This is a genomic window from Halopseudomonas aestusnigri, from assembly GCF_002197985.1.
Taxonomy (GTDB): domain Bacteria; phylum Pseudomonadota; class Gammaproteobacteria; order Pseudomonadales; family Pseudomonadaceae; genus Halopseudomonas; species Halopseudomonas aestusnigri.
Genome location: NZ_NBYK01000004.1, coordinates 130,285 through 155,005, shown reverse-complemented (window position 1 = coordinate 155,005; position 24,721 = coordinate 130,285). Strand labels below are relative to the sequence as shown.

Sequence of the window (24,721 nt, the reverse complement as noted above, 5' to 3'; positions counted from 1 at the left end):
GTTGCGGATTGTGGCAGCATGTCATCGTTTTTCCCGGATCGATGAAGCCGTTGATGCGAACCCGCTTACTGGATCTTCCTGTTCAAACCGCGATTCACGCCCATCCCGAGCACCAGCTGGTTATCGGGTTGAGCGGCTGCGCAGATTTTGAGGTGCAGGGCCAGGGCGGCGCCGTGAATCGTTTGCATGCCTGCATTGTGCCGGGCGGGGAGGCGCACGCGTTCTCCGGCCGTGGCCAGAATCATATGTTGATCATGGACTTGCCCGGCGCCGGAGAAGAGCTTGGGCTGGGCGATGATCTGGCACGCCTGTTCGAGCGGCCACGCTTTATGCAGCTTGATCACCGCATGCAGGGCTTGCTGGACTTTGCCCAGCATGCGTTGACTGAACGCGGACCGGATCAGGATGGCCTTAACTGGCATCTTGGGGGTGTCCTGCTTGCGGCGCTGCAACGGCGCCTGTCAGACGGGCTGCCTCAGTCTCCGCGCAGAACCGCTTTAACGCCCGCAGAGCTGCAGCGGCTAGACGCCTACATTCTGGCCAACTTGGACCATCCCATCAGTGTTGCCGCACTGGCGGCGCAGGTATGCGTGAGCAGCAGTCATTTTCATGCGCTGTTCCGTGAGTCGACGGGCATAACTCCGCATCAGCACGTGCTGTCGCTGCGTCTTCGCGAAGCGTCCCGACTGCTGCAGGAGACGGCAATGCCAGTAGCCGAGGTTGCCAGTCGCTGCGGATTTTCCAGCCAGAGTGCGCTCAGCCACGCTGTGCGCCGTTACTGGGGGCAGACGCCTCGGGGGTTGCGTCTCGGCCGCGCCTGAGTGCCTTGAATGGCGCAAAGCTGCGTGATTCCCTCTGATATTGCTGGTCAGTCTTGCCTTCCTGACGCCCCTGTATTTCAACTATTTGCGAGCTGAATGGCTCGCACTGCTTCCGAGATTTTGACAAAAATCCCAGAGGTTTCCGCAAGATTCCCTCCGCCTGCGCTTCTACAGTCGAGCATCGGGCAGTGTCGCTACCCGAAAGCGGGTCGGCAAGAGCCCGGCTAAATCACAACAAACGGGATGATTCGTCCGATACGCCTGAATGGTCTAGGGTTGTTACAGGCGAACTCATATGTTCGTGTGTCACATGCCGTGACGCCGGACACGTCCAGGAGCATGCCAGAATGTTTAAAGCCAGCGAGGTGCTGCAGGGCGATTTCCTGCGCAGCCAGCCAACGGAATTCCTGCACAAGGTCAGTGCCAATTACGCTGTTGATGAGGACAGCTATCTGCGTGAGTTGATCGAACTCGCGCAGGACCAGGATCTGAGTGCGATTACGCGCAAGGCCAGCCAGCTGATTGTGGATGTACGCAAGCGTGACAACGCGGTCGACAGTATCGACGCGCTGCTGCAGCAGTACAGCCTGGATACCCAGGAAGGCATCATGCTCATGTGTCTGGCCGAAGCGCTGCTGCGCGTGCCGGATGCAGATACCGCCGATGCGCTGATCCGTGACAAGCTCAACGCTGCGCAGTGGGACCGGCACCTCGGGCAGAGCGAGCATACGCTGGTGAACGCCGCGGCCTGGGGCCTGGTGATGACCGGCAAGGTGGTCAACATGGATCAGCGTCAGGATGGCACGCCGGGTACCGTGCTGGGGCGTCTGATCAAGCGCAGCGGTGAGCCGGTCATTCGCGCCGCCATGATGCAGGCGATGAAGATCATGGGGCGCCAGTTCGTGCTCGGGCGCACCATCACCGAAGCGTTGAAGAACGGCAAGCCGCAACGCGACCAGGGCTACACCTACTCCTTTGATATGCTCGGCGAGGCGGCGCTGACCCGTGCCGACGCCGAAAAGTATTTCCAGGACTACAGCAAGGCGATCGCCGCGCTGGTAGACGATAAGTACAAGGGCCGCAGCCCGAAACCGACGATTTCGATCAAACTCTCCGCTTTGCATCCGCACTATGAAACCGCGCGCGAAGAGCAGGTGCTCAAAGAGTTGGGTGACAGTGTGCTGGCGCTGGTGCGGCAGGCACGCGTAGGCGACGTGGGTATTACCATCGACGCGGAAGAGGCTGACCGCCTTGAACTGTCGCTGAAACTGTTCGAACGCGTATATCGCCACCCGGATGTGCAGGGCTGGGGCAACTTCGGCCTCGTCGTACAAGCCTACTCCAAGCGCGCGTTGCCGGTGCTCTGCTGGCTGACGCTGGTTGCCCGCTCCCAGGGTGATCGTATTCCGGTGCGTCTGGTCAAGGGCGCTTACTGGGACTCCGAGATCAAGTGGTCGCAACAGGCTGGCCTCAGCAGCTACCCGGTATTTACCCGCAAGGAGGCGACCGATGTTTCCTATCTGGCATGTGCCCGCTACCTGCTCAGCCCTCTGACCGAAGGCCATATCTACCCGCAGTTTGCTACCCACAATGCGCACACTGTTACCTGCATTCTGGAGCTGGCGGGTCGCCGCGAGTTCGAGTTTCAGCGCCTGCACGGCATGGGTGATGCGCTGTATGACACGGTGATTGAACAGGCCAAGTGCCCGGTGCGCATTTATGCGCCGGTAGGAGCCCACAAGGACCTGCTGCCGTATCTTGTTCGCCGCCTGCTTGAGAACGGCGCCAATTCGTCCTTTGTGCACAAGCTGGTTGACCCGCGTGTACCGGTCGACAGTCTGACGACTCATCCGGTTAACGCGCTCACGCGTCATGCCTCGCTGGCCAATCCGCGTATTCCGCTGCCGCCTGCATTGTTTGGTGACGCGCGCCGAAACTCCCGCGGAGTGAACATGAACATCCTCAGCGAATGGCTGCCGTTGAAGGACGAGCTGGACAAGTGGTGGGATGCCCGCTGGAGCGGCGCTCCGCTGGTTAACGGCAAGCGTCTGCAAGGGGAAGGGCGCCCGGTCATGTGCCCCTACGAGCTGAGCCATCAGGTCGGTGAGGTGGTCTGGGCCTCGGCCGATCAGACCCGCTCGGCGATTGATAGCCTGAGCAGCGCCTTTGTGCGCTGGAATGCGACCCCGGTTGATGAGCGTGCAGCGATTCTTGAGCGTACCGCCGACAAGCTCGAAGAACACATGCCCGAGCTGATGGCCCTGTGTACCCGCGAGGCGGGCAAGCTGCTGCAGGACGGCATCGATGAAGTGCGTGAAGCAGTTGATTTCTGCCGCTTCTACGCCATGCAGGCGCGCCAGCGCTTCGCTACCATCACCCTGCCGGGGCCGACCGGTGAAAGCAACGAGCTGTATCTGCAAGGACGCGGCGTGTTTGCCTGTATCAGTCCTTGGAACTTTCCGCTGGCGATCTTCCTCGGTCAGGTCAGCGCGGCGCTGGTCTGCGGCAACACCGTGGTTGCCAAGCCGGCCGAGCAGACCAGTCTGGTTGCCGTACGCTGCGTTGAGCTGATGCATGAAGCCGGCCTGCCGGGTGACGTGCTGGCACTGTTGCCGGGTGATGGGGCACAGGTTGGTAGCGTGATCACGTCCGACCCGCGTATCGCCGGTGTGGCCTTCACTGGCTCCACCCAGACAGCCCATGTGATCAACCGCGCGCTGGCCGCCCGCAACGGCGCGATTGCGCCGTTGATCGCCGAGACGGGTGGTCAGAACGCCATGATTGTCGACTCCACTGCCCTGCCCGAGCAGGTGGTCAACGATGTGGTGCACTCGGCGTTCCAGAGCGCCGGTCAGCGCTGCTCTGCGTTGCGCGTGCTGTTCGTACAGGAAGATATTGCCGAGCGCGTGATCGAGTTGCTCAAGGGCGCGATGGCCGAGCTGCATGTGGGTGACCCGGCACGCCGTGATACCGATGTTGGCCCGGTGATTGATGCCGATGCCCGTGACGGTCTGCTCAAGCACGTCCGCGAGATGAAACAGGCTGGTCGTCTGATCGCCGAGACGCCAGTGCCGGAGGCGCTGAACGGACACTTTGTCGCCCCGGTTGCCTTCCGTCTGGACAGCATCAACGAGTTGAGTGACGAGCACTTTGGGCCGATTCTGCACGTGGTGACTTGGCGCGCCCGTGACCTCGACAAGATCATCGATGACATCAACGCGACCGGCTTTGGTCTGACCCTCGGCGTACATACACGTAACGAGGATACCGCTGAGCATATCGACGCACGGGTGCGCATCGGAAACGTCTACATCAATCGTAACCAGATCGGTGCGGTTGTCGGGGTGCAACCTTTCGGTGGTCAGGGCCTCTCCGGCACTGGTCCCAAGGCGGGTGGTCCGCATTATCTGCTACGGTTTGTCACGGAGCGTACGCGAACCATCAACACTACGGCGGTAGGTGGTAATGCCAGTCTGCTTTCACTTGGTGACGGGGAGCCCTGAGGCAGCGGCGACTGGCGAAAAGAAGCAACAGGGATGAATCAGCAGCACGGACAGTTCAGCAACCATAGATGCGTGAACCGGTTAGTTGGGTGACAATAGCCACCTGCTCGCGGATCGGGTTACCCCCGGCCCGCGAGAACCATTCACGAATCTCCAAGAGAGAGAATAAAAATGGAAGGTAATACTGCAGTCGTTACGGCGACGTTTATCGTGTACATCGGGGTGATGCTCGCACTGGGCTATATCGCCTACAAGCGCACCACCAACCTGTCGGATTACATTTTGGGGGGGCGCTCGTTGGGCCCGGGCACGGCGGCATTGTCTGCCGGCGCATCGGATATGAGTGGCTGGCTGCTGCTGGGCTTGCCCGGTTATGCGCTGTCAGCCGGTTACGAGGCATCGTGGATTGCCATCGGTCTGCTGCTGGGCACCTGGGCCAACTGGCTGATTGTCGCGCGCCGTCTGCGGGTTTACTCGCACCTGGCCAGTGACTCACTGACGCTGCCGGCCTACTTCGAGAACCGTTTCGAAGACAACAGTCGGATGCTGCGGGTTATCTCGGCCGTGTTCATCCTGCTGTTCTTCCTGTTCTACACCAGTTCCGGCCTGGTCGCAGCCGGCAAGCTGTTCGAGACCACCTTCGGCTTTGGTTATGAGCTCGCCGTTGTCATCGGCACGCTGGCGATCATCTCCTACACCTTCTTCGGCGGGTTTCTCGCGGTATCCTGGACCGACGTTATTCAGGGTCTGCTGATGGCGGCAGCGCTGATTGTCGTGCCGGTTATGGCACTCAACGTCGTGGGTGGATGGGATGCAGTGCACGGAGCCATGGAAGCACGCAACCCTGAACTGCTGAACCTCTGGACCAACGTAGAAGGCGAGCCGCTGGGCTTTATCGCCATTATTTCCCTGCTGGGCTGGGGTCTTGGCTATTTCGGTCAGCCGCACATTCTCGCGCGCTTCAAGGCGATCGAGAGTGATGCCGCACTGCCGACCGCCCGCCGCATCGCGGTCCTGTGGTCCGGTGTGTGCTTGCTGGCAGCGCTGGTGATCGGCTGGATCGGCATCGGTTACTTCGGTGAAGAAGGGCTGGCGGACGCCGAGACCGTGTTCCTCGCCCTCGTTCAGGCGCTGATGCATCCGCTGGTTGCGGGTATCCTGCTGGCTGCGGTTCTGGCTGCCATCATGTCCACTGCCGACTCCCAGCTGCTGGTGTCGTCCTCTGCTCTGGCCGAAGATTTCTACAAGGCATTGTTCCGTCGTGATGCGTCACAGCAGGAGCTGGTCTGGGTTGGTCGCGCGGCGGTTGTGGGTATCGCAGCGCTGGCTCTGGTCTTCGCTTTCAACCCTGAAAGTACCGTACTGGGTCTGGTGTCCTACGCGTGGGCCGGGTTTGGTGCCGCCTTCGGGCCGGCGATCATTCTGTCGCTGTTCTGGCGCCGGATGAATCGCTTTGGTGCGCTGGCCGGTATCATCGTTGGCGGTGTTACCGTAGTGGTCTGGAAGCAGATCGATACCATCGGTCTGTACGAAATCATCCCCGGTTTCATCCTTGCCACCATCGCGATTGTGGTGGTGACCCTGATCACCCCGGCTCCGGAAGGCAAGGTAGCCGATCAGTTCGACGACATGGCTTCACGGTTCTGATCGTCTGAACGTAAAAAACCGCCGTACCCGCAAGGGCCGGCGGTTTTTTTATGCTTGCGCTGCAGTGCCTAAACGCTGCACACGGTCAGCAGGAAGGTGTATTCCTCGGCAATGTCGCGCATGGCCTGGTAGCGGCCGCTGGCGCCGCCGTGCCCCGCGCTCATCTGCGTGCGCAGCAGCAGCGGTGCCTGATTGCTGCGTGTGGCACGCAACCGCGCAACCCACTTGGCCGCTTCCCAGTACTGCACGCGCACGTCATGGTAACCCGCGGTCACAAACAGGGCAGGGTAGGCCTTGGCGCTAACATTCTCGTAGGGTGCATAACCCTTGATGCGTGCTGCAACCTCCGGCTCGTTGGGATCGCCCCACTCTTCGTATTCACCGATGGTCAGCGGCAACTCCGGGTTGTTCATGGTGTTCCAGACATCCACGAAGGGCACGTCTGCTACGGCTGCACGAAACAGCTCCGGGCGCTGGTTGATGACATTGCCGATCAGCAGGCCACCGGCACTGCCTCCAGCAATGACCAGGTGGCCGGGATCCGTTTTGCCTTGCTCGATCAGTTGCTCTGCGCAGCGGATAAAATCACTGAACGTATTGCCCTTGTGCTCCAGCTTACCCTGCTGATACCAGTACTCGCCCATTTCTGCGCCGCCGCGAACGTGCGCTATCGCAAAGCGCCAGCCGCGATCCAGCAGTGACAATCGGGCGTGGGAGAACCACGGGTCCATAGACGCGCCGTAAGCACCGTAGCCATATAGATAAAGCGGACCGCTGCCGCTTGCATCGCTGCGCTCGATCAGGCTGACGGGAATGCGGGCACCGTCGTCAGCAATAGCCCAGAGTCGTTCGACCCGGTAGGCCTCTGGATCGAAGGGGCCCTCAACCGGTGTTTGCTTCAGCACCGTTTGCTCGCCGCTCTTGAGATTCAGAGCGCGAATCTCGGCCGGTCGATTCAGCGACTCATAGCGCAGTCTAACCTGCGGGCTCTGGTACTCCTCGCCGGACTGCACATGGAGGCTGTAGGCAGCATCTGGCATCTGTACCTGATACGCGTCTGCGCCAACCGGCAGGACATCCAGCCGGCAAAGGCCATCGCATCGATACTGCAGAATCAGCGCGTCGCGCTGTACCTCGACATCCTCCAGGGTATGCGCCGGATCTGCAGGGCACAGCAGCTGCCAGTTCGACTGACCCGGTGTGGCCGGATCACAGCGGTAGAGACCAAAGTTCTCTCCCGCACTGTTGCTGCGAATAATGAAACCCTGCTCACCATGGTCTGCGTCGTATTCGTGGCCTGTCTGTCGAGCGGCCAGACACTCCAGAGGCGCTTCCGGCTGGTCCGCCGGCAGAAAGTGCACCTCGCCGGTGTTCTTGCTGCTGCTGGAGACGCAGATAAAGTGTTCGGAACTGCTGCGGTAGACCGAGAGATAGAACAGCGCATCCGGCTCGTCAAAGACTCTGACCGGCTCTTCGTCGCGACGCAGACGCCAGAGGTGAGCAGGGCGTGCGCTGTCATCCAGACTGATGGCGAACAACGTGCGGTTATCGTTGGCCCAGCACAGGTTGCCACCGGCATTCTCCAGTGGCAGGGAGTAGATCTCATCGTTCAGCAATGAGCGAACGTAAAGCTGATATACCTCGTTACCCTGGGTGTCCAGGCTGTAGGCCAGCCAGTGCTGGTCCGGACTGACGCTGAAGTCGCCAAGCTCGAGAAAATCTTCATTTTCGGCCAGCTGATTCAGGTCCAGCAGCAACTGTTCGGTGCTGGTGTCGATGTGCAGGCTCTGGTCGGCCGGCCGGCGGCAGCGGTAGTAGCGCGGATACTCGGCGCCGGCTTCGGTGCGCTGATAATACAGCCAGGTGCCCTTGGGGCTGGGCAGGCCCAGATCGGTCTCCCGGATGCGCCCACGAATCTCCTGAAACAGCTGTTCGCGAAGCTCGGCATGGGGCGCCATCCAGGCGTCGGTGTGCTCATTTTCCACCTGCAGATGTTGGATGACTTCTGGTGTGTCGCGCTGCTCGAGCCAGCGGTAGGGATCTTCACCGGATTCGCGGCGGGCGATGGGTTGGTGCAGTTCAGGACTCATGGGCTAAAAACCGTTATCATGGCGCGGTTGATTTGATCGGACGGATGGCAGGCAATGTTCAACGAAGCAGAATATCAGACGGTCTGGTGGATCTATCTGGCGACGGCGGCAGGGTGCTGGCTTGTCTGGTGGAAGCTGACTGCTCTGACCCGCTGGTGGCTTATTCGTGAGCCGCTTTGTCTGGCCATGGCGGTCTTGCTGTTTACACCGGTTTCCGTCGAGGCTGACGGGACCTGGATGGCTCCGGCTACCCTGATCTATCTGCTCGATACGTTTCTGTCTACCGGTGAGAACCAGTCGCGCGTGCTTGGCGAGCTCAGTCTGGTGATGACGCTGGCGTTTGCGTGCTATGTGCCGGTTGCGGCAGTTCGCCTTGCAGTCCAGCGTTGGTGGCGCCGGCGTCATCCACAGGAAGACGAGCCGGCCGCCGCCGACGCCTGATCCCTTATTCTCCGTTGCGAGCCTCATACATCATGCGTGCCAGACGCATGATCTGCTCCTGGAATTCGGTACGCTGAGCGTCGGTCATAGGGCACATATTCAGTTGCTCGAACAGACGATAACCCCGTACCGAGAAAAACAGGATGGCCGCCTGGGCTAGCCCCAGGGGAGACTTCTCCAGAATATCGAACAGCCCCTGGACGTTATCCGAGCTGGTCTGCAGCAAGGCCGGATTGCTGGCGGCGGCAGCGAAAATGGCCGAGTCCAGGTTCTTTTCCTCGCTGGATTCGCTCATGTTGCTGAGCAGCAATGCCTTGAGTTCGCGCATGGGCTCGTCGGGCAATACGCTTTCATAGGCGCCCCAGCGCACGCGAAAACGCTCAAGACGGTATTCGATCATGGCGCTCAGCAGCGCTTCGCGGTCGGGGAACATTTGTTGCAGCGTGGCTTCATCAATTTTGCTGCGTTCGCTCAGGCTGGCGAAGGTCAGTTGCGACGCGCCCAATTCACTGACGATCGCTTCTGCGGCACGAAAAATGATGACCTTGAGTGCATCCGGGTTCTGACTGCTGGGCGTGGTATCCACTGGTAACCCCCTGTGACTGACGTTCCTGCTCGCGGCCGACTTTGGTCGGGCGAGGGTAAAACGAGGTTGTTAGACGTGTTGCATCCGCGGGATACCCCGGGCGGCAGCAGGGGTGTCGGATGGCTTTTATGCCGCATAGGGTACGCGGTCGGGACGGCGGAGGCGAGTAGTTTTTAGCATTCTGCAGGCAACAAAAAACCCGGCCTGAGCCGGGTTTTTTTATTCAGTTCTCGGATTAACCGATGATCTGAATGTTTGCAGCCTGCTTGCCTTTCGGACCAGTGGTCACGTCAAAGGACACCTTCTGGTTCTCAGCCAGGGACTTGAAGCCCTGAACCTTGATCTCGGAGAAGTGGGCGAACAGGTCGTCTCCACCGCCATCCGGAGTGATGAAACCAAAACCTTTAGTGTCGTTGAACCACTTAACTGTACCAGTTGCCATTTCAGATAATTCCTATCAAATTGAAATACTTGAGTTTGCACTCAATTAAAGCGTGGGAATCAAAGATCACGAGAATGACAAACTTACGTACTGAAAAGTGCGCTTGCAGCCTACAACTCTATCTCTTGAAAACCTACGCGCTCACTCTGCGCCTTTCAGGGGGACAAGTCAAGACCTCAACAAGACCCCATCACGGCGCGAATAAACGAAATTGAGTATACGACAGATTCAGGAAATGGCACGTCTTTCAAGATTTTTTTTCAGTAAGCCGGAAATGCCCGTTTTACGCGCCTTGCGTGGCGCGTCGATAGGGGTAGACATCCAGTACCTGGCCCGCGCGAATCTGCTCCTGCAGGCCTTGCCAGTAACTGGCATCGAACAGGTCACCGTGCAATCTGGAGAAAAGTCTGCGCTGGTGCAGATCGGCAAACAGGAAAACTGGAAACTCTTCGGGGAACACGTCATTTGGTGATACCGAATACCAGGGTTCCGACGCCATTTCCTGTTCCGGGTAAAGCGCTTCCGGAATGACTCGAAAGTTAACCTCGGTCAGATAACTGATTTCGTCGTAGTCGTAAAACACCACGCGGCCATGGCGGGTAACACCAAAATTCTTCAACAGCATGTCGCCGGGGAAAATATTGGCAGCGGCCAGTTCCTTGATCGCCTTGCCATAATCGAGCAAAGCGTCGTGAGTCTGCTGTTCGCTGGCATTTTCCAGATAGATGTTCAGTGGCGTCATGCGGCGCTCGGTCCAGCAGTGCCGGATCAGAATGGTATCGCCTTCCTCAATGACGGTTGACGCGGCGACCTCCAGCAGCTCCTGCAGGCATTCGGGGTCGAAGCGATCACGCGGAAAGCGAAAATCGGCAAATTCCTGGGTGTCTGCCATGCGACCGACGCGATCGTGACGTTTAACCAGTCGGTATTTCTCGATGACGGTAGCGCGGTCGATGTTCTTCGAGGGGGCAAATCGGTCCTTGATAATCTTGAAGACCGTATTGAAGCCCGGCAGGGTAAATACGCTCATTACCATGCCGCGTACCCCGGGCGCCATGATAAACCGGTCATCCGAATTGGCCAGGTGGGCGATCAGCGAACGGTAAAACTCGGACTTGCCCTGCTTGTAGAAACCGATGGCGGTATAAAGCTCGGCCAGATGCTTGCCGGGCAGCAGGCGTTTCACGAAGGCGATCAGCTCACTGGGTACCGCACATTCGACCATGAAATAGGAGCGGGTGAAGGAGAAGATGATCGAAACGTCCGACTCATCGGTGATCACGGTATCGACGCTGATGCCCTGGTGCTCGCGGTTGACCAGCGGCAGCACAAAGGGCCATTGCTCCTGCTGGCTGATCAGGCGCCCGACCAGGTAGGCTCCCTTGTTGCGGTAGAACACACTCTGCACCATTTCGGCGGTGAGCCCGCGATCCATCTGCGCCCAGTCAGGCAGCCCCTGCTGCAGCTCACTGACAATCATCTCGACATCCCGCGTCATGTCTTCCCAGGGCACATCGAAGCTGTATTCACTGAGAATCTGGTGGGCCAGCCCCTGCAGCGACCCCTCGGAGATGAAGCCACGGGTCAGGGAGATGCGTGAGGGCGGGCGGCTAACCGGCCGGGTGCTGTGGACGAACATGGTTTCGTCGCTGATCTGGTCGTGCTGATGCAGGCTGCAGAATACCGAGTTGAACCAGGTCTCTGCGAGTTCGTCGTCAAAGCGCTGATCAATCAGGGTAATGTAGGAGAGGCGAATATCGGGCCAGGCCGCGACATTGCGCACCTGCTCGCCAAGTTCGGATGCGGCAAGACGTTCAGCGGTGTCCTGTACCTGTTCTTCGTAGGCGTTGATCCTCAGGGTAGAGGCTTCCTGAATGTCGTTCCAGCGGGCTTGCTCGAAGCGCGCTCGGGCGCCGGCGGTCAGGTCGCGAAAGATGCGACGGTAGCGGTCAAAGCCGGAGAGAATCTGCTGAGCTATCTGATCGGAAGCCTGGGACATGAAGAGCGCCTGCGGGTAGGGGAGCGAATGCCCGCAGCATAGCCAGTCAGGGGCAGACTGGGAAGGGTGTGCTGCGATCCGCCGCACCGGGTCAGGGTGCGGCGGACGCGGCTGTTACTGCACTGTTTCCTGATCGGTGAACAGGTCGCTGAATAGCATGGTGGACAGGTAGCGCTCGCCGGAATCCGGCAGGACGACGACGATGGTCTTGCCTTGCATCGCTGGCTCCTCTGCGACCCGCACTGCTGCCGCCATGGCCGCACCGCAGGAAATGCCGACCAGAATGCCTTCCTCGCGCATCAGGCGCAGCGCCATGTCCTTGGCTTCGTCATCACTGACCTGTTCAACGCGATCAACCATGCCCAGGTCAAGGTTGGCAGGCACGAAGCCGGCACCAATGCCCTGGATCTTGTGCGGGCTGGGTTTGACCTCATCACCCTGCAGCGTCTGGGTGATTACCGGGGAGGTCGCCGGTTCAACCGCTATAGAAGTTATCTTCTTGCCGCAGGTCAGCTTGATGTAGCGAGAAATGCCGGTAATGGTACCGCCGGTGCCGACGCCGGCGACCAGCACGTCAACGCTGCCGTCGGTGTCGTTCCAGATTTCCGGACCGGTGGTCTTTTCGTGAATGGCCGGGTTGGCCGGGTTCTCAAACTGCTGCAGCAGGATGTATTGCTCCGGGTGCTGGGTGGCCAGCTCCTGTGCCTTTTCGATAGCACCCTTCATGCCCTTGGCCGGATCGGTCAGTACCAGCTCGGCACCCAGCGCCTTGAGTACCTTGCGGCGCTCCAGACTCATTGATGCGGGCATGGTCAGCACCAGCTTGTAGCCGCGGGCGGCTGCAACGAATGCCAGGCCGATGCCGGTGTTGCCAGAGGTTGGCTCGACAATGGTCATGCCCGGCTTCAGGCGGCCGCTGGATTCGGCATCCCAGATCATGCTTGCGCCGATACGGCACTTGACCGAATAGGCAGGGTTGCGGCCTTCGATCTTGGCCAGAATGGTCACGCCCTTCGGGCCGAGGCGATTGATACGAACCAGCGGCGTGTTGCCGATGGCCTGGGAGTTGTCTGCGAAGATGCGGCTCATGGCACGACTCCTTGTTGTAAATGCTGCAGGGCAGGGGGGGATCAGGCCAATCAGCCTATGCCGGGCGCCGGCACCCGTCAATGCGATGCGCGGAGCTTTCGGGTGCGTTGGTGGCGCAAATCTCGTTGCCAATAATGAGGGGGTATCAGCCAGCCTTTGGTTGTGCCGTGTCGCGTTTACAGTGAAAATCGTCGCAAGCTATAGTGCTTGATCCATTTTTCGTGCAATGCCTGGTCTCTATTACACCGGGCTCCGGCCCAAGGAATACTCAGATGAAGTTCGAAGGTACTCAGTCCTACGTCGCAACCGACGACCTCAAACTGGCGGTTAACGCCGCCATTACCCTGGAACGCCCGCTGCTGATCAAGGGCGAGCCGGGCACGGGTAAAACCATGCTGGCCGAGCAACTGGCCGAGTCCATGGGCGCCAAGCTGATTACCTGGCACATCAAATCCACCACCAAGGCGCATCAGGGGCTGTACGAGTATGACGCGGTAAGTCGTCTGCGTGATTCCCAGCTGGGCGTCGACAAGGTGCACGACGTTGCCAACTACATCAAGAAAGGCAAGCTCTGGGAAGCGTTCGAGTCCGAAGAGCGCGCCATCCTGCTGATCGATGAAATCGACAAGGCCGACATCGAGTTCCCGAACGACCTGCTGCAGGAACTCGACAAGATGGAGTTCTACGTTTACGAGACCAACCAGACCATCAAGGCCAAGCAGCGCCCGATTATCATCATTACCTCCAATAACGAGAAAGAGCTACCGGATGCCTTCCTGCGTCGCTGCTTCTTCCATTACATCGCCTTCCCTGATCGCGAGACCATGAAGAAGATCGTGGACGTGCATTTCCCGAAGATCGAGCAGACACTGCTGTCCGAAGCCATGGATATCTTCTTCGATGTGCGCAAGGTACCCGGTATCAAGAAGAAGCCGTCTACCTCCGAGCTGGTTGACTGGCTGAAGCTGCTGATGGCTGATCAGATTCCCGAGGCCGTTCTGCGTGACCGCGATCCGACCAAGGCGATTCCGCCGCTGTACGGTGCGCTGGTCAAGAACGAACAGGATGTCCAGCTGCTGGAACGCCTCGCCTTTATGACGCGTCGTCAGAACCGTTAAGAGGGAGGTGCCCGATGTTACTGGGCCTGTTCAATGAGATGCGGGCAGCCAAGGTACCGGTCTCGGTACGTGAGCTGCTCGACCTGATCAACGCGTTGAAGCACCACGTCGTGTTCGCCGATATGGACGAGTTCTATTATCTGGCGCGTACCGTCATGGTCAAGGACGAGCGGCACTTCGACAAGTTCGACCGTGCCTTCGGTGCCTACTTCAAGGGTTTGGAAAACCTCGATCAACTGATTGAGGCGATGATTCCCGACGACTGGCTGCGCAAGGAATTCGAGCGCATGCTGACCGAGGAGGAAAAGGCCAAGATCCAGACGCTCGGCGGTCTCGACAAGCTGATCGAGGAGTTCAAAAAGCGCCTCGAAGAGCAGAAAGAGCGCCACGAGGGCGGCAACAAGTGGGTCGGTACCGGCGGCACCAGTCCCTTTGGTTCCGGTGGCTTCAACCCTGAGGGTATTCGCGTCGGCGACGCCGGAAAGCGCCAGGGCAAGGCGGTCAAGGTCTGGGATCAGCGTGAGTACAAGAACCTGGATGATCAGGTCGAGCTGGGTACACGCAATATCAAGGTGGCGCTGCGTCGCCTGCGCAAATTCGCGCGTCAGGGCGCTGCAGACGAACTGGACATTGACGGCACCATCGACCACACCGCCAAGGATGCGGGTCTGCTGAATATCCAGATGCGTCCGGAGCGGCGTAACGCGGTCAAGCTGCTGCTGTTGTTCGATATCGGCGGCTCGATGGATGCGCACATCAAGGTGTGCGAAGAGCTGTTCTCTGCCTGCCGTACCGAGTTCAAGCACCTGGAGTATTACTACTTCCATAACTGCGTCTATGAGTCGGTGTGGAAGAACAACATGCGTCGCACCAGCGAGCGCACCTCGACGCTGGATCTGCTGCACAAGTACGGTCCGGACTACAAGGTGGTGTTTGTCGGTGACGCTGCGATGGCGCCCTACGAAATCACTCAGCCGGGCGGCAGCGTAGAGCACTGGAACGAAGAGGCGGGCTACGTCTGGATTCAGCGCTTCATGGAGAAGTACAAGAAGCTTATCTGGATTAACCCGTATCCGAAGGATGCCTGGGAATACACCTCTTCAACCAAGCTGATTCGCGAACTGGTTGAAGACAAGATGTACCCCTTGACCCTGCAGGGCCTGGAAGACGGTATGAAGTATCTCAGCAAGTAGGCGGCGGCTTCGCCGCCGCAGCCAGAAGCTGCAAGCTATAAGCCACAAACAGTCCCTGCAGGGACTGTCTGTGGCGGCTGATTCGGCACATTAGCTTCCTGCTCCAGAACCAAACCCGGCACAGTGCCGTAAAGCTGTTCACTTAAGCTGCGAATAAGCTGCGAAATCCAAGGCCCTCGGATTACCCGCTACCGCGCGCTCGCGCTGTAGCAGGGGCCTTACGGACACGGCATGCCGTGTCCCTACTACGGAGTTGTGGTTATGATATTCGTAGGGACGCGACACGTCGCGTCCGCAAGGCTCCGGGAGATGCAACATGCCAAAGCCTTTCCCTGCAGAGGTAGTGTTCGCACGAGCACGACATGCCGTATCCGTCCGGCAAAACGCCTCCCTCAAGCCCGGTACAGCTAATGAAAAAGCCTAACTGAGCAGCATTAGGCCCTGTGCCGGGTTTGATTTAGCTTGAGGCTTGCCGCTTGTAGCTTCCAACTGCGGCAGCGAAAGCTGCCGCTTAGCCCAACTGCACCGCCGGTGCCTGCGGACGGTCGATGCTGACCTTCTCGGTGGGCGCCATTACGGTGGCGACACCATCCACAACCTGCTTGCCGTCCTGATTGATAACGCGGGTGGCGATTTTTACCCGGTTCTTTGGCAGTTTTTCCAGCACTTCCAGCTCAATGGTGATGTTGTCGCCCAGGCGTACCGGGCGCAGAAAGCTCAGCTCCTGGCCGATGTAGATGCTGCCCGGCCCCGGCAGTTCGCAGGCGATTGCGGCGGAGATCAGTGCGCCGGAGAACATACCGTGGGCAATGCGGCCCTTGAACGGGGTGGCTGCGGCAAATTCTTCGTCCAGGTGGACCGGGTTGACGTCGCCGGACACCGCAGCGAACAGCAGCAGGTCGCTCTCCTGTACCTGGTGGGCAAGGCTGGCCTTGTCACCAATGTTGAGTTCGTCGTAAATGCGGTTTTCAAGCTTCTGCATGGCTGCGGCTCCGTTGCACGGTGGTGGACAGGTGCCGGTCCAGCCAGCTGAGCACATCGGAGATGACCTCATCCCGATTGATCTCATTGAAGGCTTCGTGCCGGGCACCCGGATAAAGCCGCAATTCTACCTGTGAAAGTCCGGCGGCGTGCAACCGTTGCTGCAGCTTTGCCAGGCCGTTTCCGGCACTGACGGGGTCGCGCTCGCCACCCAGTATCAGAACGGGCAGGTCGCGCCGTATCGAAACCAGCTGATCGGCTGTCGCAATACGTCCAAGCGCGTCGAACAGGCACTGCCAGTAGTGACCACTGAGCACGAACCCGCAAAGCGGGTCGGCTACATAGCGGTCGACCTGAACAGGGTCCCGGCTGAGCCAGTCAAACGCAGTGCGGGGTGCACCGAAGGCGCGGTTGAAGCGACCGAACGAGAGTGTGTTCATGGTCTGTGCGGGCGCATCGGTACCCCGCATGCGGCTTTCCAGTGCTGCCATTATCCGCCCTATGCGGCAGAGCACCCGTGGGTTGGCGTTACTGCCGCTGAGCACTGCCAGATCGACGCAGTCGGAATGGGTCAGCAGCAGGCTTTGGGCGACGTAGCTGCCCATGCTGTGCCCGAGCAGGATCAGCGGGTGCTCCGGCGCGGCGTCTCTGGCATGCCTGATCACTTGCAGCAGATCGTTGGTCAACGCCTCCCAGCTTGCGCCAGGTGTAAGTTGGCCACGGGCCAGTTCGGGCGTGCTAAGGCCGTGGCCGCGCAGATCCAGTGCCCATACACCGAGTCCGGCGGCGTTGAGTTGTTCCGCCAGTGTCTGATAGCGTGCGCCGTGTTCGGCCATGCCGTGACAGATGACGACGCTGGCGCGTATTGGCAACGCGGTGGGCCAGTGGTGAATGTTCAGGTGGGCGCCGTCAGGTGCGGTTAATGCCAGGGTGGAGTAGGGCATTGGTCAGTCGTCCTGTGCTTGTTGTTCTTGTTGTTTACGGGCGATCGCTACAGGCATGCTAGTGCGCGCGGGAGAAGCGGTATTCACAAATCAAATGAAACACTCCAGCATTTTGTATTTGCGCCAAGCCCTGTTAGCTTTGAGCCACTTTATCAGTAGTGCCAAGAGCTTCAATGCTCAATCGACGTCAACGACTGGCGTTGCCAATATAAGAAACTGCACCACCGGGGAATAGGAGAATAACAATGGATGCGTCCTTCTGGGCTGATAAACGGCCGGCGGGGATTCCCAACGACATCGATCTGACACAGTACAGCTCGATTATCGACGTCTTTGACCAGGCCTGTGTGAAGCACGCCAAGTTGGCAGCCTTCAGCAACATGGGGGTCACCCTGACCTACGCTGACCTGGATCGTCTGTCGGCCGCCTTCGCGAGTTATCTCCAGCAGCACACCGACCTCAAGCCCGGCGACCGTATTGCCGTGCAAATGCCTAACGTGCTGCAGTTCCCGATTGCTGTTTTCGGTGCGATTCGAGCCGGACTGGTGGTAGTCAACACCAACCCGCTCTATACCGCCCGGGAGATGCGTCACCAGTTCCAGGACTCTGGTGCCAAGGCGCTGATCTACATGAACATGTTTGGGCATCTGGTACAGGACGTGCTGCCTGATACCGAGATCAAGTACCTGTTTGAGGCGCGTATGGGTGACATGCTGCCTGGCCTCAAGGGCATGCTGGTCAATGCTGCGGTCAAGCACGTTAAAAAGCTGGTCCCGGATTACTCGTTGCCGCAGGCGGTGCCGTTCAAGGCAGCACTCAAGCGCAGCAACGGCCAGCGCCCGAGTGGTGTGACCCGCACGCTGGACGACGTGGCCGTGCTGCAATACACCGGCGGCACTACCGGTGTTGCCAAGGGGGCCATGCTGACCCACGGTAACCTGGTGGCCAACATGCTGCAGGTGTACGCCAACATGCAGCAGCTAGACAGCAACGGTCAGAAGATCAACGGTGAACCCGGCGAGGTGATCATTGCACCGCTGCCGCTGTATCACATCTTTGCTTTCACCGTGAACTGCATGTGCATGATGATCGCCGGGCACCATAACGTGCTGATCACCAATCCGCGCGATATTCCCGGCTTTGTCGCCGAACTGAAAAAGTGGCAGTTCTCCTCGATTGTCGGCCTCAATACGTTGTTTGTCGCGTTGATGGATCATCCCGAGTTTGAAAAGCTCGATTTCTCGCGGCTCAAAAGCACCGGTTCCGGCGGCACTGCGCTGGTCAAGGCCACTGCCGAGCGCTGGCAGAAAAAGACCGGCTGCGTCATTGGTGAAGGCTATGGCCTGACCGAGTGCTCGCCCGTTGTGACCTCCAGCCCGGGCGATGGTTTGGCGCGTCTGGGCTCGGTTGGCCTGCCGGCACCGGGTACAGCCCTCAAGGTCATTGATGAAAACGGCAACGAGCTGCCTATCGGCGAGCGTGGCGAGCTGTGCGTCAAAGGCCCGCAGGTAATGAAGGGCTACTGGAATCGCCCGGAAGCGACTGCAGAGGTACTGGATGCCGACGGCTGGTTTCGTACCGGTGACGTGGCGATCATCGACGAAGACGGCTTTGTGTCGATTGTTGACCGCATCAAGGACCTGATCATTGTGTCCGGCTTCAACGTCTATCCCAACGAGATTGAAGACGTGGTGGCTGCCCATCCCAAGGTCGCCAATGCGGCGGCCATCGGCGTGGAAGACGAGAAATCCGGCGAAGCGGTCAAGCTGTTTGTTGTGCCCAGCGACAAGAGCCTGACCGTTGACGAGCTCAAGGCATACTGCCGCGCGAATTTCACCGGGTACAAGGTGCCCAAGCATTACGAGATTCGCGAGTCGCTGCCCATGTCGGCGGTTGGCAAGATTCTGCGTCGCGAGCTGCGCGACCAGTAATCTTCTGCCTGCGAGGGTGACTCGCCGGTCACCCTCGCAGGCGCTCAAAGCCAAGCTTCATGCACTCTGGATGCCTGTCCGGGGTGCTGGTCTGCCTCTGGAAAAGCTGCTAGTCTTCGGGCTCTTTGGACCCTCGGGTGCGTCAAATAGACGCTTGCCGAGGGCCAGACTGAGTGTCGTGACAAGAGTGCTGAAAGCACCAAAAGACAACCGAACATACGATAAGACAGCAGCAATACCTGTTCAGGAGCCGGCCTACATGCTTGAAAATTTCTGGAAAGACAAATATCCAGCGGGTGTTTCCCCTGAAATCGATCCCGACCAGTACCCCAACGTTCTCGCCGTTCTCAAAGACTCCTGCCAGCGCTTCGCCAACAAGCCTGCCTTTACCAACCTCGGAAAGACACTCACCTACGGTGACCTTTACACTCTCTCGGGTCACTTTGCTGCCTACCTTCAGAAGCATAGCGGCCTGCAGCCAGGCGATCGTATCGCTATCCAGATGCCGAACGTTTTGCAGTATCCGATTGCCGTGTTCGGTGCGATGCGTGCCGGCTATGTGGTAGTCAATACCAACCCGCTTTACACCCCGCGGGAAATGGAACACCAGTTCAACGACTCCGGCGCCAAGGCGCTGGTCTGCCTGGCCAACATGGCGTATATGGCAGAAGAAGTAGTGCCCAAGACCGGCGTCAAGCATGTCATTGTCACCGAGCTCGGCGATATGCTGCCTCCGCTCAAGCGCCTGCTGATCAATGCGGCGGTCAAGTACCTCAAGAAGATGGTACCGTCCTACAATATTCCGGGCATGGTCCGCTTCAACGATGCCATGGCCAAGGGACGCAGCCTGAGTCTGGCAGAAGCCAGTCCGGCGTCTGGCGACATAGCCGTGTTGCAGTACACCGGTGGCACTACCGGCGTTGCCAAGGGTGCGATGCTGACGCACCGCAACCTGGTTGCCAACATGCTGCAGGCCAAGGCGCTGATGGGTTCGAACATGATTGATGGCGAAGAAGTCGTGATCTGCCCGCTGCCGCTTTATCACATCTATGCCTTCACCTTCCACTGCATGGCAATGATGGTCAGCGGTAACCATAACGTGCTGATCACCAACCCGCGTGATATCCCGTCCTTTGTGAAGGAGCTGTCCAAGTTCCAGTTCACCGGCTTCGTTGGCCTCAATACCTTGTTCGTTGCTCTGTGCAACGATGCCGCTTTCCGTGCGCTGGATTTCAGCAAGTTCAAGGTCACCCTGTCCGGCGGCATGGCGCTGCAACTGGCTACCGCCGAGCGCTGGAAGCAGGTTACCGGGTGCGATATCTGTGAAGGCTTTGGCATGACCGAAACCAGCCCGGTTGCTACGGTTAACCCGATAAGCAACATTCAGCTGGGCACCATCGGTATTCCGGTGCCGTCCACCCTGTGCAAGATCATCGATGAGGATGGTAACGAGCTGCCGCTGGGTGAGCGTGGCGAGCTGTGCGTCAAGGGCCCACAGGTAATGAAGGGCTACTGGCAGCGTCAGGAAGCAACCGATGAGATCCTGGACGCCGAAGGCTGGCTGAAAACCGGTGACATTGCGATCATTCAGGAAGACGGCTACCTGCGCATTGTTGACCGCAAGAAGGACATGATTCTGGTATCCGGTTTCAACGTGTACCCGAACGAGCTGGAAGATGTCATGGCGACCCTGCCGGGCGTGGTGCAGTGTGCTGCCATTGGCGTGCCGGACGAGAAATCGGGCGAAGCGATCAAGGTGTTCCTGGTCAAATCTGCCGACTCGACCCTGACCGAGAAAGACGTGATCGCCCATATGCGCAGCAGCCTGACTGCTTACAAGGTGCCCAAGCACGTTGAGTTCCGCGACGCTCTGCCGACCACCAACGTCGGCAAGATCCTGCGCCGCGAACTGCGCGACGAAGAGCTGAAGAAACTCGCCAGCCAGTAAGCTGCACCGGTCGCTCCGTTTTTGCGACAATACAGCCCCGCCCGGCACTGCCGGGCGGGGTTTTTTAATGCCAAGGATCAACCATGTCAGCCAAGCACTCCAATGCGCCCGATTTTTCCCAGGTCATGGCCAGCGATCGTCATCGCCTGCAGCAGCAGTTTCAGCGCCTGCCCAAGGACGATCAGGGCAAGGCCGCCGCAGCCTGGCTGGAGCGCTTTAACGCTTCAAGCGAGAAGGTGACCGAGCGCGCCCGGCTGATCCCGAAAATCATCTATCCCGATGCACTGCCGATAGCCGACAAGCGCGAGCAGATCAAGGCCGCTATTGCCGACAATCAGGTGGTGGTGATCGCCGGCGAGACCGGCTCAGGCAAGACCACCCAGTTGCCGAAGATCTGTCTGGAACTAGGGCGCGGCATCCACGGTCTGATCGGCCATACCCAGCCGCGGCGACTGGCTGCGCGCAGCGTGGCATCGCGTATTGCCGAAGAGTTGAATACGCCGCTGGGTGAGCTGGTCGGCTATCAGGTGCGCTTTACCGATCAGACCTCAGAGCGCTCGCTGATCAAGCTGATGACCGACGGCATTTTGCTGGCCGAAACCCAGAATGACCGTTACCTCACCCGCTATGACACCCTGATCATCGACGAGGCGCACGAGCGCAGCCTCAATATCGATTTCCTGCTGGGTTACCTCAAGACCATCCTGGCCAAGCGGCCTGATCTGAAGGTGATCATCACCTCGGCAACCATTGATCTTGAGCGGTTCTCGGCCCATTTCGACAATGCGCCGGTGATTGAAGTGTCCGGTCGTACCTACCCGGTGGATGTCTGGTATCGGCCGCTCAGCGCCGAACGGGACGAAGAGGGCAACACGGTCGAGGAAGACCTCAGCATCGACCAGGGCATCGTTGCCGCGCTCACCGAGATTCAGCAGTTTGAGCGCAGCCACGGCAAATCGCCGGGTGATGTGCTTGTGTTTCTGCCGGGCGAGCGGGAGATTCGCGATACCGCCGAGTACCTGCGCAAGGCCAACCTGAAGCACACCGAGATTCTGCCGCTGTATGCGCGGCTGTCGGCTGCCGAGCAGCAGAAGATTTTTTCCTCCCATGCCGGGCGGCGTGTGGTGCTGGCAACCAACGTGGCGGAAACGTCGCTGACGGTGCCGGGCATCGTCTATGTGATTGACCCGGGCGAGGCGCGCATCAGCCGCTACAGTCCGCGCTCCAAGGTGCAGCGGCTGCCGGTGGAAGCTGTCTCGCAGGCCAGTGCCAACCAGCGCAAGGGCCGGTGCGGCCGGGTTGCCCCCGGTATCTGTGTGCGGCTGTTCAGCGAGGAAGACTTCCTCGCTCGCCCGGAGTTTACCGACCCGGAGATTCGCCGCACCAACCTGGCCTCGGTTATTCTGCAGATGCTGCATCTGCGCCTTGGCCGCATCGAGGATTTCCCGTTTATCGAGCCGCCGGATGGCCGGGCCATCAGCGACGGTTTTACCTTGCTGCAGGAGCTGGGTGCGGTCGATCGCAGCGGTGCGATGACCGACATCGGTCGCCAGCTGGCGCGCCTGCCGGTTGATCCGCGGATTGGTCGGATGTTGCTGGAAGGGGCTCGTCAGGGCTGCCTGGCCGAACTGGCGGTGATTGCCAGCGCGCTGGCTGTGCAGGACCCGCGCGAACGTCCGCTGGAAAAGCAGCAGGCAGCCGATCAGGCCCATGTCCAGTGGAACGAGGAGGGCTCGGACTTTGCCGCCTTCCTGAATCTGTGGAACGGTTTTGAGAGCCAGCGTCAGGCACTGACCCAGAGCCAGCTGCGCAGCTGGTGCCGTCGCAATTTCCTGAATTATCTGCGTCTGCGTGAGTGGCGCGAAACCCATCGGCAGATTCGTCTCACCTGCCGCGACATGGGACTGGAAGAAAACAAACAGCCTGCGTCCGGCGAGCCGATACACAAGGCGCTGCTTGCGGGGCTGCTCAGCCACCTCGGCAACAAGACCGAGGAGGGCGATTATCTCGGCGCACGGCAACGCCGCTTCCTGCTGCATCCGTCCTCGGGTCTGGCGAAGAAAAAGCCGGCCTGGGTGATGGTCGCCGAGCTGACGGAAACCCGCCGTCTGTATGGTCGGCTGGCGGCAAAGATTGATCCGGTGTGGGTCGAGCCGCTGGCGGCGCATCTGGTCAAGACCAGTCACAGCGAACCGCACTGGGAGAAAAAGCGCGGTCAGGTCGTGGCCTTTGAGCAGGTCTCGCTGTACGGCCTGATCATCGTGCCAAAGCGCAAGGTGCACTTCGGCCCGATTGATCCGGTTGTCTCGCGCGAACTGTTTATTCGCCAGGCGCTGGTGGCAGGCGAGTGGCACGGCAGGGCGGCCTTCAACAAGGCCAACCAGCAGTTGCTCAGCCAGCTGGATGAACTGGAAGCCAAGGCACGTAAGCGCGATATCGTGGTGGACGAGGAAACGCTGTACCGCTTCTTTGATCAGCGCATCCCCGAGAACATCTACCAGCTGGCGAGTTTCGAGCGCTGGCTCAAGCGCAGCAGCGAGACCAATCCCAAGCTGCTGCACATGACCCGCGATGACCTGCTGCAGCGCGAGGCCAATGATGTCAGCGCCGATCTGTACCCGGATCTGCTGCGCTGGGAGAGTGTGGCACTGCCGCTCAGCTATCACTTCGAGCCGGGCCATCCGGCAGACGGCGTGACCGTGCGCATTCCTGCCTCGCTGCTGCGGCGTATCGACCCGCAGCGGCTCGACTGGCTGGTGCCCGGGCTGTTGTTCGACAAGTGTGTGGCGCTGGTGCGTGGTTTGCCAAAGGCCATTCGCAAGAACTTTGTCCCGGTGCCGGACTTTGTGCGCGCCGCGCTGGAGCGCATGCCGTTTGCCGACGGCAGCCTGACTCAGGCGCTCGGCCGCGAGCTGACGCGCATGACCGGTGTGCGGCTGGATGGCGATGCCTGGGCTGATGTGGAGCTGGAAGACCATCTGCGCATGCGTATCGAGGTGGTCGATGCGGTCGGCAAGCCGATCTGCGCCGGCCGCGATTACAGCGCGCTGTGCGCCCAGATTGACGGCCTGCCGCTGCAGGCCGTGACACCCGTAGCTGAAGACAAGCCCAAGGCACCCGCACAGGTGCCCGGCAGCTATGCGTTGCCGGAAACCCTGGTGCGCAAGCAGGCGGGTATTGCCGTGAACTTCCACCCGGCCTGGGTGGAGCAGGGCGAGGACGTGGTCGAGCAGTTGTTTGATGTGCCGCAGGTCGCGTTGCGTGAGCATCGATTTGGCATTCAGCGCCTGCTGCTGCAAAGTCCTCAGTTGAACGAGCAGGCGCGTTACCTGCGTCAGAAGCTGACCACCCTCAAGGACGCAGCAATCTACTACCGTGACCTCGGCACCCAGAAGCAGTTGACCGATGATGTGCTGCTGGGCGCGATTGATCGGGTGTTTTTGCCTGCCGGGGCGCCATTGCCCCGCGATGCCGAGACGTTGGCCGCGCTGATCGAGGCCGGCCGCGGCGACTGGGTGCCGGCGTGCGAGCAGCTGACGAGTCAGGTGCTGGCGATCCTCAAGCAGTGGCACGGGCTGCGCAAGCGCTTCAAGGGTAAGGTCGAACTGGCCCACGCGCTGGCCATGAACGATGTTCGCGAGCAACTGTCTGAACTGGTCTTCCCGGGCTTTGCGCGGCAGGTGCCGGGCGAATGGCTGAGCCAGTACCCGCGGTATCTGAGTGCGATTGAGCAGCGGCTCGACAAACTGCCGGGTCAGGTGCCGCGAGATCGCGCCTGGACCGATGAGCTGCAAGGTTACTGGCAGCAATACAAGGCCCTGAGTGAGCGCTTCCAGCGCGAAGGTCGCTGGGACCCGCGGCTGGAAGAATGGCGCTGGATGCTGGAGGAGTATCGGGTGTCGCTGTTTGCCCAGCAGCTTGGCACGCGGATGCCGGTCTCGGGCAAGCGGCTGGCAAAACTGTGGCGGGAAATAACCGCCTGACAGCG

At 59.8% G+C, this 24,721-nt stretch carries 16 protein-coding genes; 9 read left to right on the top strand and 7 right to left on the bottom strand.

What is annotated here, in order from left to right; translation table 11 throughout:
* Nucleotides 1–53 precede the first annotated feature (53 nt).
* The 3 genes from B7O88_RS08395 (at nt 54) to putP (ending at nt 5,971) form a co-directional block, all read left to right on the top strand.
* Complete coding sequence (locus tag B7O88_RS08395; RefSeq protein WP_412779067.1) at nt 54–821, top strand: AraC family transcriptional regulator; 768 nt, start codon at nt 54–56, stop codon at nt 819–821.
* Nucleotides 822–1,168: 347 nt separating this feature from the next.
* Nucleotides 1,169–4,324 carry a bifunctional proline dehydrogenase/L-glutamate gamma-semialdehyde dehydrogenase PutA gene (putA, locus tag B7O88_RS08390; RefSeq protein WP_088275136.1) on the top strand — a complete coding sequence of 1,052 codons (3,156 nt, stop codon included), beginning with the start codon at nt 1,169–1,171 and terminating at the stop codon, nt 4,322–4,324.
* Nucleotides 4,325–4,495: 171 nt separating this feature from the next.
* Nucleotides 4,496–5,971: a sodium/proline symporter PutP gene (putP, locus tag B7O88_RS08385; RefSeq protein WP_088275134.1), complete on the top strand. Its 1,476-nt coding sequence runs from the start codon at nt 4,496–4,498 to the stop codon at nt 5,969–5,971.
* 68 nt (nt 5,972–6,039) lie between these two features.
* Here the strand turns inward: putP and B7O88_RS08380 are convergent, their stop codons facing one another.
* Nucleotides 6,040–8,061: a S9 family peptidase gene (locus B7O88_RS08380; protein ID WP_088275132.1), complete on the bottom strand. Its 2,022-nt coding sequence runs from the start codon at nt 8,059–8,061 to the stop codon at nt 6,040–6,042.
* Between the two features lie 54 nt (nt 8,062–8,115).
* Between B7O88_RS08380 and B7O88_RS08375 the strand changes: the two genes are divergently transcribed.
* On the top strand, nt 8,116–8,502 hold the full coding sequence (locus tag B7O88_RS08375) for an MFS transporter (protein WP_088275130.1): 387 nt from the start codon (nt 8,116–8,118) through the stop codon (nt 8,500–8,502).
* Nucleotides 8,503–8,506: 4 nt separating this feature from the next.
* Here the strand turns inward: B7O88_RS08375 and B7O88_RS08370 are convergent, their stop codons facing one another.
* From B7O88_RS08370 to cysK, 4 genes are all read right to left on the bottom strand, one after another.
* Nucleotides 8,507–9,088, bottom strand: a complete 582-nt coding sequence (locus tag B7O88_RS08370; RefSeq protein WP_088275128.1) for a TetR/AcrR family transcriptional regulator — start codon at nt 9,086–9,088, stop codon at nt 8,507–8,509.
* Between the two features lie 235 nt (nt 9,089–9,323).
* Nucleotides 9,324–9,530, bottom strand: coding sequence for a cold-shock protein (locus B7O88_RS08365; RefSeq protein WP_083727464.1), 207 nt, complete (start codon nt 9,528–9,530; stop codon nt 9,324–9,326).
* 283 nt (nt 9,531–9,813) lie between these two features.
* Nucleotides 9,814–11,529 carry a bifunctional isocitrate dehydrogenase kinase/phosphatase gene (gene aceK, locus B7O88_RS08360; RefSeq protein WP_088275126.1) on the bottom strand — a complete coding sequence of 572 codons (1,716 nt, stop codon included), beginning with the start codon at nt 11,527–11,529 and terminating at the stop codon, nt 9,814–9,816.
* A 114-nt stretch (nt 11,530–11,643) separates the two neighbouring features.
* Entirely contained in the window at nt 11,644–12,618 is a 975-nt protein-coding gene (gene cysK, locus B7O88_RS08355) for a cysteine synthase A (RefSeq protein WP_088275124.1), read from the bottom strand.
* A gap of 272 nt (nt 12,619–12,890) precedes the next feature.
* On the opposite strand from cysK, the gene B7O88_RS08350 reads away from it, so the two are divergent.
* Both B7O88_RS08350 and B7O88_RS08345 read left to right on the top strand, forming a co-directional pair.
* Nucleotides 12,891–13,736, top strand: a complete 846-nt coding sequence (locus B7O88_RS08350) for an AAA family ATPase (protein ID WP_088275122.1) — start codon at nt 12,891–12,893, stop codon at nt 13,734–13,736.
* Between the two features lie 14 nt (nt 13,737–13,750).
* Complete coding sequence (locus tag B7O88_RS08345; RefSeq protein ID WP_088275120.1) at nt 13,751–14,929, top strand: vWA domain-containing protein; 1,179 nt, start codon at nt 13,751–13,753, stop codon at nt 14,927–14,929.
* A 511-nt stretch (nt 14,930–15,440) separates the two neighbouring features.
* Here the strand turns inward: B7O88_RS08345 and B7O88_RS08340 are convergent.
* Together B7O88_RS08340 and B7O88_RS08335 are read right to left on the bottom strand one after the other, a co-directional pair.
* Entirely contained in the window at nt 15,441–15,911 is a 471-nt protein-coding gene (locus B7O88_RS08340; protein WP_088275118.1) for a MaoC/PaaZ C-terminal domain-containing protein, read from the bottom strand.
* Nucleotides 15,898–16,854, bottom strand: a complete 957-nt coding sequence (locus tag B7O88_RS08335) for an alpha/beta fold hydrolase (protein WP_088275116.1) — start codon at nt 16,852–16,854, stop codon at nt 15,898–15,900. The genes B7O88_RS08340 and B7O88_RS08335 overlap by 14 nt, the downstream gene beginning before the upstream one ends.
* A 245-nt stretch (nt 16,855–17,099) precedes the next feature.
* Between B7O88_RS08335 and B7O88_RS08330 the strand changes: the two genes are divergently transcribed.
* From B7O88_RS08330 to hrpA, 3 genes are all read left to right on the top strand, one after another.
* Nucleotides 17,100–18,785, top strand: coding sequence for a long-chain-fatty-acid--CoA ligase (locus tag B7O88_RS08330; protein WP_088275114.1), 1,686 nt, complete (start codon nt 17,100–17,102; stop codon nt 18,783–18,785).
* Nucleotides 18,786–19,044: 259 nt separating this feature from the next.
* Entirely contained in the window at nt 19,045–20,733 is a 1,689-nt protein-coding gene (fadD1, locus tag B7O88_RS08325) for a long-chain-fatty-acid--CoA ligase FadD1 (RefSeq protein WP_088275112.1), read from the top strand.
* A gap of 83 nt (nt 20,734–20,816) precedes the next feature.
* Nucleotides 20,817–24,716, top strand: coding sequence for an ATP-dependent RNA helicase HrpA (gene hrpA / locus B7O88_RS08320; protein WP_088275110.1), 3,900 nt, complete (start codon nt 20,817–20,819; stop codon nt 24,714–24,716).
* Nucleotides 24,717–24,721 lie beyond the last annotated feature (5 nt).

What these genes read in the sequence shown, in the direction of transcription:
- B7O88_RS08380 (WP_088275132.1), bottom strand. Translation starts at nt 8,061, where the DNA reads ATGAGTCCTGAACTGCACCAACCCATCGCCCGCCGCGAATCCGGTGAA.
- fadD1 (WP_088275112.1), top strand. Translation starts at nt 19,045, where the DNA reads ATGCTTGAAAATTTCTGGAAAGACAAATATCCAGCGGGTGTTTCCCCT.
- B7O88_RS08340 (WP_088275118.1), bottom strand. Translation starts at nt 15,911, where the DNA reads ATGCAGAAGCTTGAAAACCGCATTTACGACGAACTCAACATTGGTGAC.
- B7O88_RS08365 (WP_083727464.1), bottom strand. Translation starts at nt 9,530, where the DNA reads ATGGCAACTGGTACAGTTAAGTGGTTCAACGACACTAAAGGTTTTGGT.
- cysK (WP_088275124.1), bottom strand. Translation starts at nt 12,618, where the DNA reads ATGAGCCGCATCTTCGCAGACAACTCCCAGGCCATCGGCAACACGCCG.
- aceK (WP_088275126.1), bottom strand. Translation starts at nt 11,529, where the DNA reads ATGTCCCAGGCTTCCGATCAGATAGCTCAGCAGATTCTCTCCGGCTTT.
- B7O88_RS08330 (WP_088275114.1), top strand. Translation starts at nt 17,100, where the DNA reads ATGGATGCGTCCTTCTGGGCTGATAAACGGCCGGCGGGGATTCCCAAC.
- B7O88_RS08395 (WP_412779067.1), top strand. Translation starts at nt 54, where the DNA reads ATGCGAACCCGCTTACTGGATCTTCCTGTTCAAACCGCGATTCACGCC.
- putP (WP_088275134.1), top strand. Translation starts at nt 4,496, where the DNA reads ATGGAAGGTAATACTGCAGTCGTTACGGCGACGTTTATCGTGTACATC.
- putA (WP_088275136.1), top strand. Translation starts at nt 1,169, where the DNA reads ATGTTTAAAGCCAGCGAGGTGCTGCAGGGCGATTTCCTGCGCAGCCAG.
- hrpA (WP_088275110.1), top strand. Translation starts at nt 20,817, where the DNA reads ATGTCAGCCAAGCACTCCAATGCGCCCGATTTTTCCCAGGTCATGGCC.
- B7O88_RS08350 (WP_088275122.1), top strand. Translation starts at nt 12,891, where the DNA reads ATGAAGTTCGAAGGTACTCAGTCCTACGTCGCAACCGACGACCTCAAA.
- B7O88_RS08335 (WP_088275116.1), bottom strand. Translation starts at nt 16,854, where the DNA reads ATGCCCTACTCCACCCTGGCATTAACCGCACCTGACGGCGCCCACCTG.
- B7O88_RS08375 (WP_088275130.1), top strand. Translation starts at nt 8,116, where the DNA reads ATGTTCAACGAAGCAGAATATCAGACGGTCTGGTGGATCTATCTGGCG.
- B7O88_RS08345 (WP_088275120.1), top strand. Translation starts at nt 13,751, where the DNA reads ATGTTACTGGGCCTGTTCAATGAGATGCGGGCAGCCAAGGTACCGGTC.